The 7,284-nt window shown below is 60.3% G+C and carries 9 protein-coding genes and 1 other RNA gene; 5 read left to right on the forward strand and 5 right to left on the reverse strand.

Annotation, left to right across the window (positions count from 1 at the left end):
• Positions 1 to 81: 81 nt before the first annotated feature.
• Positions 82 to 759 carry a ribose-5-phosphate isomerase RpiA gene (gene rpiA / locus B3187_RS05445; RefSeq protein WP_286804996.1) on the reverse strand — a complete coding sequence of 226 codons (678 nt, stop codon included), beginning with the start codon at positions 757 to 759 and terminating at the stop codon, positions 82 to 84.
• A gap of 37 nt (positions 760 to 796) precedes the next feature.
• Here rpiA and ilvA point away from each other — a divergent pair, with 37 nt between their 5' ends.
• Positions 797 to 2,386 carry a threonine ammonia-lyase, biosynthetic gene (gene ilvA / locus B3187_RS05450; RefSeq protein WP_123639489.1) on the forward strand — a complete coding sequence of 530 codons (1,590 nt, stop codon included), beginning with the start codon at positions 797 to 799 and terminating at the stop codon, positions 2,384 to 2,386.
• Between the two features lie 430 nt (positions 2,387 to 2,816).
• A complete protein-coding gene (locus B3187_RS05455; protein WP_170162958.1) occupies positions 2,817 to 2,957 on the forward strand; it encodes a hypothetical protein in 141 nt (46 codons plus the stop codon).
• 27 nt (positions 2,958 to 2,984) lie between these two features.
• Here B3187_RS05455 and B3187_RS05460 read toward each other — a convergent pair whose 3' ends face one another.
• From B3187_RS05460 to B3187_RS05475, 4 genes are all read right to left on the reverse strand, one after another.
• Positions 2,985 to 3,599 carry a 5-formyltetrahydrofolate cyclo-ligase gene (locus B3187_RS05460; protein WP_286804998.1) on the reverse strand — a complete coding sequence of 205 codons (615 nt, stop codon included), beginning with the start codon at positions 3,597 to 3,599 and terminating at the stop codon, positions 2,985 to 2,987.
• Positions 3,600 to 3,668: 69 nt separating this feature from the next.
• A non-coding RNA gene (ssrS, locus tag B3187_RS05465) (6S RNA) lies at positions 3,669 to 3,846 on the reverse strand.
• A gap of 66 nt (positions 3,847 to 3,912) precedes the next feature.
• On the reverse strand, positions 3,913 to 4,218 hold the full coding sequence (locus B3187_RS05470; protein WP_024461963.1) for a cell division protein ZapA: 306 nt from the start codon (positions 4,216 to 4,218) through the stop codon (positions 3,913 to 3,915).
• Positions 4,215 to 4,445, reverse strand: a complete 231-nt coding sequence (locus B3187_RS05475) for a TIGR02449 family protein (RefSeq protein ID WP_369755570.1) — start codon at positions 4,443 to 4,445, stop codon at positions 4,215 to 4,217. Before B3187_RS05475 ends, B3187_RS05470 begins: the two co-directional genes overlap by 4 nt.
• A gap of 257 nt (positions 4,446 to 4,702) precedes the next feature.
• On the opposite strand from B3187_RS05475, the gene B3187_RS05480 reads away from it, so the two are divergent.
• The 3 genes from B3187_RS05480 to B3187_RS05490 all read left to right on the forward strand — a co-directional run.
• Entirely contained in the window at positions 4,703 to 5,329 is a 627-nt protein-coding gene (locus B3187_RS05480) for a UPF0149 family protein (protein WP_123639359.1), read from the forward strand.
• A gap of 52 nt (positions 5,330 to 5,381) precedes the next feature.
• Positions 5,382 to 6,710, forward strand: coding sequence for a Xaa-Pro aminopeptidase (pepP, locus tag B3187_RS05485; protein ID WP_123639358.1), 1,329 nt, complete (start codon positions 5,382 to 5,384; stop codon positions 6,708 to 6,710).
• Positions 6,711 to 6,742: 32 nt separating this feature from the next.
• Positions 6,743 to 7,284, forward strand: a 542-nt coding sequence (locus tag B3187_RS05490; RefSeq protein WP_286805001.1) for an FAD-dependent monooxygenase, incomplete at its 3' end; no start/stop codon positions are given.

Raw genomic sequence — 7,284 nt, forward strand, 5'->3', positions numbered from 1 at the left:
AGGGATGGGTTTACGGCGTGTCCGGGATAGATACACCCCACCCCGGACCGGACTCGCTTCGAAGCTAAGAGGCTATCGCAGTTAATACTTGGGCTTGATGGTCTTCACACCCTCAGCGGTGCCAAGCAACAACACATCGGCGCCGCGTCGGGCGAACAGGCCGTTGGTGACTACCCCGGCGATCTGGTTGATCTCCGCCTCCAGCTTCTTCGGCTCCATAATCTCCAGATGATGCACATCCAAAATCACATTCCCGTTATCCGTCACCACACCCGTGCGATACACCGGATCACCGCCCAGCTTCACCAACTCGCGCGCCACATAAGAGCGCGCCATCGGAATCACCTCCACCGGTAGCGGGAAAGCGCCCAATACATCCACCCACTTGCTCTCATCAGCGATACAGACAAACTCCCGGGATACCGCCGTGACGATCTTCTCCCGGGTCAGCGCCGCGCCACCGCCCTTGATCAGCTCCAACTGGGCGTTGCTCTCATCGGCGCCATCAACGTACACCAGCAGCTCGCTGACCTCATTCAGGTCATACACCGTGATGCCCAGCTTCTGCAGACGCTCCGCCGAGGCATCCGAGCTGGCCACGGCGCCCGCGAAATCGTCTTTGAGCTTACCGAGAGCGTCGATAAAGCAATTGGCGGTGGAGCCGGTGCCCACGCCGATGATGCTGTCGCGCTGAAGTTTCGAGGCGATGTAGTCGACGGCGGCCTGGCCGACTGCCTTCTTGAGTTCGTCCTGGGTCATGGTCACCTCGCTGTTGTGGATGCGCGCATTATACGCGATGGATGCCAGCGGTTCGCAAATTGTTTACCATGGGGGTTTGCCGTCTCACACAGCTTTGGTGCAATACACTCCTATGCCCGATTCCTACATCAAACGTATCCTCAATGCCCGCATCTACGACCTCGCCGTCGAGACGCCACTCGATCCGGCGCCGCTGTTGTCCCAGCGCACCGGCAATCAGGTGTTGCTCAAGCGCGAGGACCTGCAGCCGGTGTTCTCCTTCAAAATCCGGGGCGCCTACAACAAGTTGCTGCAACTGAGCCCAGAGCAGAAGGCGAAGGGCGTGATTGCGGCCTCGGCGGGCAACCACGCCCAGGGGCTGGCGATGGGTGCACATCATCTGGGCATCAAGGCCACCATTGTGATGCCGCGTACCACGCCGCCGATCAAGGTGGACGCTGTGCGCGCCCGTGGGGGCAAGGTGGTCCTGCATGGGGACAGCTACGATGAAGCTTCGGCCCACGCCAAAAAACTGGTGGAAGAAAAGGGCATGACCTATATCCACCCGTTCGACGACCCGGACGTGATTGCCGGGCAGGGCACGGTGGCGATGGAGATTCTGCGCCAGTACCCGGGCCATATCGATGCGATCTTTGTCGCCGTCGGTGGGGGTGGTCTCTGCGCCGGTGTGGCGGCCTACGTGAAATACGTGCGCCCGGATGTGAAAGTCATTGCGGTGGAGTCCGATGAATCCGCCTCGCTCAAGGCCGCGATGGAGAAAAAGCGGCGGGTGACTCTGCCCCAGGTGGGCATCTTTGCCGATGGGGTGGCGGTGGCCCAGATCGGCAAGGAAACCTTCCGGGTGATCCGCAAGACCATTGACGGGGTGATCACCGTCAATACCGATGAAATCTGTGCCGGTATCAAGGACATTTTTGAAGACACCCGCTCCATCGCCGAGCCCGCCGGCGCCATCAGCGTGGCGGGCATGAAAAAGTATGTGGCGGAGAACGGCATTACCGGTCAGACCTTCGTTGCCATCGATTGCGGGGCGAACATCAACTTCGACCGGTTGCGCTACATTTCCGAGCGCACGGAAATCGGTGAGCAGCGAGAGGCCATTCTGGCGGTCACCATTCCGGAGCGCCCGGGTGCCTATAAAGAGTTCTGTAAGGCACTGGGTAAGCGCAATATCACCGAGTTCAATTACCGCTACGCGGATAGCCAGGAGGCGAAAATCTTTGTCGGCATCCAGGTGGGCAGCGGCGGCCACGACCGCGCCGAGCTGGTGTCCGAATTGCGCGAGCAGGGCTATGACCTGGTGGATATGACCGACAACGAAGTGGCCAAGATGCATATCCGCCACATGGTCGGCGGGCACGCGCCGAACGTGGGGGATGAAATGGTATTCCGCTTCGAGTTCCCGGAGCGTCCGGGAGCGCTGCTCGCCTTCCTCAATCGGGTGGCCGGGCACTGGAATATTTCCATGTTCCACTATCGCAACCACGGCGCCGCCTATGGGCGGGTGTTGATCGGTATGCAGGTGCCCAAGAAAGAGCGGGCACAGGTGCGCAAATTCCTGGATGAAATCAATTATCCCTATTGGGATGAAACCGACAACGAGGCCTATCAGTTCTTTCTGAGCTGAGGTGCATTGAGAATTGGTTGAGTCGGTGGATGACGGGCTTCGCCCTTATGCCACCCTACGTTCACATCGTAGCCCGTAGATCGGGTTAGCGCCTCGCGCGTAATCCGACATTCCGTGCCCAACCACGCTCACGCGGTTATTGTCGGATTACGCGCTGCGCGCTAATCCGACCTACTTCACGGTAGGGTGGTATAAGGGCGAAGCCCGTCATCCACCAAAAAAACCGCAAAACCCGCCCTAAAAATGTGATTTTCAACACATTTGCCTCAAAAAACGTCCATTTTTCCGACGTTTTTCTTGATCTGTCACGATTTTCGACTAACCTTAGACTTCGTTGCGATAAAACGGTACGCCAACAGGGAAATTTAGTTCTGGACGGATGTCGATAAACTGAATACCTGAACGGTTAAAAAAGAAGGTTCCGAATAAAATGAAAACCGATATCGTTACTCTGGTCATTTTTGTGTTCTGCCTGGGCGTGCTGATCAGTGCGCTGGATCTGGGCAGTTGGTTTGGTGATGACGACAGCAGCGCTGCCTCGGTGGTCCTGCAGCAGGCCGATAATTCCTAGCGCCCGTCGCTCAGCAACACCCACCTCTTATCGAACAACACCCCGATCGGTTACCACCGCTGTCAGGGGAATATCCCATGGTTCAATCGGCAGCGCGGGTACTTCCTGACAGGCGTGCGCCAGGCCAAACAGGTCCGGGCCGTACCCGGGGATGTGACCGTCACCGGCCTTGAACGCGAAGGTCCGATCGTAGAAACCGCCGCCCATGCCCAGTCGCCCTCCGTTCGCATCGAAGCCCACCAGGGGTAGCAATACCAGATTCAGAAAGGGTGCCGCCAGGCGCGGTTCCCGGTAGGGATTCGGCTCCGGAATACCATAGCGGTTGGGGTAGAGTGGGGTGTCGCGCTGCCAGAGCACAAACCAGAGTCGCCTTGGTTGAATGGGGTGTAAGACGGGCAGGTAGCACTGCTTACCCAACTGCCAGGCTCGCTCCACAATGGGGGTGGGATCAATCTCGCCGTCATTGGGCCAGTACACAGCGATCCGCCGACTGCGAATGAATTCCGCGGTGCGACTTATCTGACGCGCCACTGCGTGGGCGGCGTCCCGGTGTTCCTGGGCCGTCAGGCCATTGCGGCGGGCGCGCAATCGTTGGCGCAGTTGTTTCTTGTCCGGTGCGGGAAATTCGGAAATCGTGCTCAAGGGCGAGACGTCCGCGGTTGAATCGTCCTAAAGGAATCACCGGACCCAAACCGGATCGGCGAGAGAAAGGAGAACCCCAAGGTGCCGCTGTCAATTGGGCCTTGAACCCTAAGGCTCAAGGTGGCGATGTTCGCGGTCCATCAGGCTTCCCGTTCGCGCGGTAATGCTCAACAGGACCTACAGAACAACGCCTGTACTGCGGTTATCGGCTCAAGGACGTGTTGACTGGCGAACACCCCAGGGCGTGCTTTCAGTATAACCCGGAAGTCGGGGGGCAACGCAACCGGATTCGGCACCGGCAAAAGGTGGGGGCTCAGTGCTGCTCGAACTGCTCCAGGCTGCGATCGATTTTGTCGTTCAGGCGCTGCAGTTCGTTCTGGTCCAGATCCAGCGAGGGCTGTTGCGGTTGGCGTTTGGCCTGCAACAATTCGTGGCTCAGGTTCAGGGCCGCCATCACGGCGATCCGTTCCAGCCCGATTACCGATCCGCTGCGCTTGATGGCTCGCATGCGCTCATCGAGCAGTTCAGCAGACTCCTGCAGTGCCGCGCGCTCCTCTCGAGGGCAGGCCACCTGATAGTCTTTATCCAGAATTTTTACGAAAACCGTTTCGGTGCTCACGAGTCAGCCTCCAGGCTCTTCAGGCGCGTAATCATGGCCTCTACCCGGCCGCGGGCCAGCTCGTTTTTCTCGATCAAACGCACCCGCTCCCGCTGCCAGTCATTGGCTTTGGCCCGCAGTTCGTCGTTCTCCTGCTGCAGGCGTTCACAGACCTGGATCAGACGATCCATCTTTGCTTCCAGGGCTTCTAGCAGTTCATCGGACATGATTTCGGGGACCGGGTTCATTATTCGCGTGCAGCTACTATATTGCGCCCTTCGCAGAGGGTCAATCTTCGCCCCGTTGGGTCACGGCGGATGCGGGTCATACCGCTGCGCTCGGCCCCTACGCATACCTCCGCGGTTCGTGTAGGGCGGATAAGCCGAAGGCGCATCCGCCGCAACCGGACTCGACGACATCCGCCGTAACCACTTCGCTGTTAACGCCTGCCCGCCGTCAAATCGGGATTCGTGTTAGCATATCCGGTCAACGACACGAGGTGCCCATGACGACCGAACCCGAAATAACCCCCCTGAGTTATGAACAATTGAGCGAGCTGTTACAGCCGCTGGGTATTCTGATCAACCCGGCGGAATTGCAGGGGCTGTTGTGCGGGAAGTTCTGTGGTGGGGCCAAACCGGATGAAACCGAATGGTTGCTTGAGGCGGTGGAAGAGCTGGACTTTACCCAGGCGCCGGACGAGTCGGTCCGCAATGCGCTGACCCAAGTGTACCGGGATACTCGGGCGCAACTGACCGGCAACGGCTTTGCGCTGCAACCGCTGCTGCCCAAAGACGAGCGGGAAATCACCCTGCGGGTGCAGTGCCTCGGGCAGTGGTGTCACGGTTTTCTGGTGGGCTTTGGCAGCGCTGGGCACGCCGGCGACACTAACCTTTCGGACGAAGCCCGCGAGGCGCTGGAAGATCTGGCGGCCATTGCCCAGGTGGAGCTGGACGATGAAGAGTCCGCCCGTGAAGCCGAGAACGATTACGTCGAAGTGGTGGAATATGTGCGCATGGCCGCGCTTTCGCTGTTTATGGAGTTTGGCGCGCGGGCGCTGGTGGATGCCAATGTGCCCGGTGCCGAGGCGACCCAGACCCCATCGGCGGATGAACCCCCGACCCTGCATTGATGTCGTTACCCCTTTTTCGCGTTACCTAACGGCTGAGCCCTAAGGTCGATCCATGAAAATCACACGTCAGGAGTTCGCCCGTCGGCGCAAGGCGCTGATGGAGGTGATGGAACCCAACAGCATTGCCATAGTGCCCTCGGCGCCGGAACGTCAGCGCAGTCGCGATACCGAGTACCCTTACCGCCAGGACAGCGACCTGCACTACCTGAGCGGTTTTCCCGAACCCGGCGCGGTGTTGGCGCTGATTCCCGGGCGGGAACACGGCGAGTTCGTCCTGTTCTGCCGCGACCGGGACCCGGACCGGGAAATCTGGGACGGCTACCGCGCCGGACCCGAAGGTGCCTGCCGGGATTACGGCGCCGACGATGCGTTCCCCATTGATGACATCGACGATATTCTGCCGGGCCTGCTCGAAGGCCGGGAGCGGGTTTACTACGCCATGGGCAAAGATCGGGAGTTTGATCGCCAGGTCATGGACTGGGTGAACAGTATCCGTGCGAAGGTCCGCTCCGGTGCCACCCCACCCGGGGAGTTTCTCGATCTGAATCACTTTCTGCACGACCTGCGCCTGATCAAAAGTGCCGCCGAGCTGCGCCTGATGCGCCACGCCGGGGAGATTTCCGCCCGGGCGCACAGTCGCGCCATGCGCTACTGCCAGCCGGGGGTGATGGAGTATCAGCTCGAGGCGGAGATTCTGCACGAGTTTGCCATGGCCGGGGCGCGCTTCCCGGCTTACAGCAGTATTGTGGGCGGCGGTAAAAACGGCTGCATCTTGCACTATATTGAAAATAGCGCCGCACTGAAAAACGGTGACCTGGTCTTGATTGATGCCGGCTGTGAGTATGAAACCTATGCCGCGGATATCACCCGGACCTTCCCGGTCAACGGCACCTTCAGTGCGGAGCAGCGCGCTCTGTATGAATGGGTCCTCAAGGCGCAGCGGGCGGCGATTGCCGAGATCCGCCCCGGCAACCACTGGAACCGTCCCCACGAGGTGTCGGTCCAGGTGCTGACCGAAGGTCTTGTAGAGCTGGGGCTCTTGCAGGGTGAAGTGGATGAACTGATCGCCAACGAGGCCTATCGCGAATTCTATATGCATAGGGTCGGCCATTGGCTCGGGCTGGATGTGCACGATGTGGGCGACTACAAAATCGATGGCCAGTGGCGCCTGTTGGAGCCGGGTATGGTCATGACCGTGGAGCCCGGACTCTATGTGGCGCCGGACAATGAGCGGGTCGCCCGGAAGTGGCGCGGCATCGGGATTCGGATTGAAGACGATGTGGTGGTGACCAAAGAGGGATGCGAGGTTCTGACCGACGGTGTGCCCAAGGAGCCGGATGACATCGAGGCACTGATGGCCGATGCATCGCGATCGCGGTAATGACCGCCACTGTTCCTGTGTGAGGCCTGTCCATGAATGAATCGCTTGCCCTGCCGGACTACGACATCGCCATTGTGGGCGGTGGCATGGTGGGGTCTGTGTTGGCCGGACTGCTGTCCGCCAGCGGTGCCGGCTGGCGGACAGTGTTGATCGACGCCCGCTCTCCCGACGGGTTGGTGAGTGATCACTACGCGCCTCACTATGACAATCGCTCCACCGCCATTTCCGCTGGCAGCGCCGATATTCTGCAGCGTCTGGGGCTATGGTCTCGGCTGAAAGCCCACGCGACGGCCATCACGGAGGTGCATGTGTCCGATCAGGGGCACCTTGGCGGGGCCCTGATTGACGCCCGTGAGCAGGCCCGGGATGCCCTGGGTTACGTTCTGGAAAATGCCTGGCTGGCACCGACCCTGCGAGCGGCGGCCGATGGCGCGCGGGAGGTCCGGGTGCTGGCCCCGGCGCAGGTGACCGGCCTGTTGCCGGGGCGGCACCTGAGCACCCTCACCCTGAAGGGTGAGGGTGCCCCGGGAACGCTCACCGCGCGGCTGGTGGTGCTCGCGGACGGAGGCGCTTC

This window comes from Marinimicrobium sp. UBA4209 (genome assembly GCF_002381585.1).
Taxonomy (GTDB): Bacteria; Pseudomonadota; Gammaproteobacteria; order Pseudomonadales; family Cellvibrionaceae; genus Marinimicrobium; species Marinimicrobium koreense.

Coding starts and splice junctions, on each gene's coding strand:
- ilvA (WP_123639489.1), top strand. CDS start 797: ATGGATGCCAGCGGTTCGCAAATTGTTTACCATGGGGGTTTGCCGTCT.
- B3187_RS05475 (WP_369755570.1), bottom strand. CDS start 4,445: ATGAACCCGGTCCCCGAAATCATGTCCGATGAACTGCTAGAAGCCCTG.
- rpiA (WP_286804996.1), bottom strand. CDS start 759: ATGACCCAGGACGAACTCAAGAAGGCAGTCGGCCAGGCCGCCGTCGAC.
- B3187_RS05455 (WP_170162958.1), top strand. CDS start 2,817: ATGAAAACCGATATCGTTACTCTGGTCATTTTTGTGTTCTGCCTGGGC.
- B3187_RS05480 (WP_123639359.1), top strand. CDS start 4,703: ATGACGACCGAACCCGAAATAACCCCCCTGAGTTATGAACAATTGAGC.
- pepP (WP_123639358.1), top strand. CDS start 5,382: ATGAAAATCACACGTCAGGAGTTCGCCCGTCGGCGCAAGGCGCTGATG.